This window comes from Vibrio sp. Vb2960 (assembly GCF_033337665.1).
In the GTDB taxonomy this organism is placed as follows: Bacteria; Pseudomonadota; Gammaproteobacteria; order Enterobacterales; family Vibrionaceae; genus Vibrio; species Vibrio alginolyticus.
Window position 1 is genome coordinate 1 of the sequence record NZ_JAWORD010000067.1, and the last position, 1049, is coordinate 1049.

At 42.2% G+C, this 1049-nt stretch carries 2 protein-coding genes; one reads left to right on the top strand and one right to left on the bottom strand.

The window, feature by feature from the left end:
- The first annotated feature begins 99 nt into the window (after positions 1-99).
- Positions 100-759: a hypothetical protein gene (locus R7O03_RS22625; protein WP_318132070.1), complete on the top strand. Its 660-nt coding sequence runs from the start codon at positions 100-102 to the stop codon at positions 757-759.
- Positions 760-894: 135 nt separating this feature from the next.
- Here R7O03_RS22625 and R7O03_RS22630 read toward each other — a convergent pair.
- On the bottom strand, positions 895-1049 hold a 155-nt coding region (locus tag R7O03_RS22630; RefSeq protein ID WP_318132071.1), incomplete at its 5' end, for a type II toxin-antitoxin system RelE/ParE family toxin.

A 1049-nucleotide genomic window follows, 5' to 3' on the forward strand; every position in this document is an offset into this window, starting at 1 on the left:
CTATGCGTTTGTTTTGGTGTTTAAGGTGGTTTGCGGCGGCTTCTGTATTGCGTTGCTCACCCCTTAACAGGGCGTTAGCTTGTACGAAAAGGATTTAGTATGTACGAAGAATATCAATCCCATTCAGAAATCGATTTTTCAAGAATCTATCATGTTTTCCATTCATTGCCTTTGTTTGATGATACCTACTTAAATATGCAAGGCATGAACATCGGAATGGTGGATATGTATATAACTGGTTGCGAGTATGAACTGCTAAATACATATATCGGAATTGAAAAGACACCAGCAGATATGGCTATGTTTACCTCTGCTCAGTCTCAAATGTGGATCTTTGCGTTGTATGAGTTAATGAGAACGTGGAAGCAGCGAATGCGTCAATTGCGGAAATGGAAAGACAATGGTGCGTTAAATCAAATGTTAGCCAAAGTTCAAAAAGATGAGCACAACTTAGCTGCATATATGCGGGGGCGTCATATTGAGTGGGTCAGAGATGAACCATCCGCAATTGATAAATTAGACGCATACGAGAATGCTCTCAAGCCTTTGTACGATATGACTAGCTCAATCCGTATGAACTTGGCTAAACATGAGATTCAAGGCAAGAATAACTCCATAGTTCGTGCTCCAGGCTATGGTAGAATCAATATGCTTTGTGGTGCATTGGATTATCAAGTTGATATCGACCACGAAACGTTCGAGTTTGTTAATCGCCGAGATATAGCGGATGCAATTCGCAGAATTCAGCTCCCAAGCTAACAAACTGTTCAAGAGGGATTCGCAACGCGTGGCATTTTTACCATGCGTTGATTTAAGTGATTAAGGTGGTCTGCGGCGGCTTTGGTATTGCGTTGCTCACCCCTTAACAGGGCGTTAGTTCCCCAGAGGAAGCAATCAATCCGTAGGGAATTTTTGTTTCTGGTGGAGTACACGTATAACTCTGATGATATCGCCCTCGACCCAATAAGAGATAATCATCGAAATCTCAGGAATAATGAGCAATCGTCCGCGGATGCCATCTCGTTGTACACCCATTAAAGGTTGTTCAA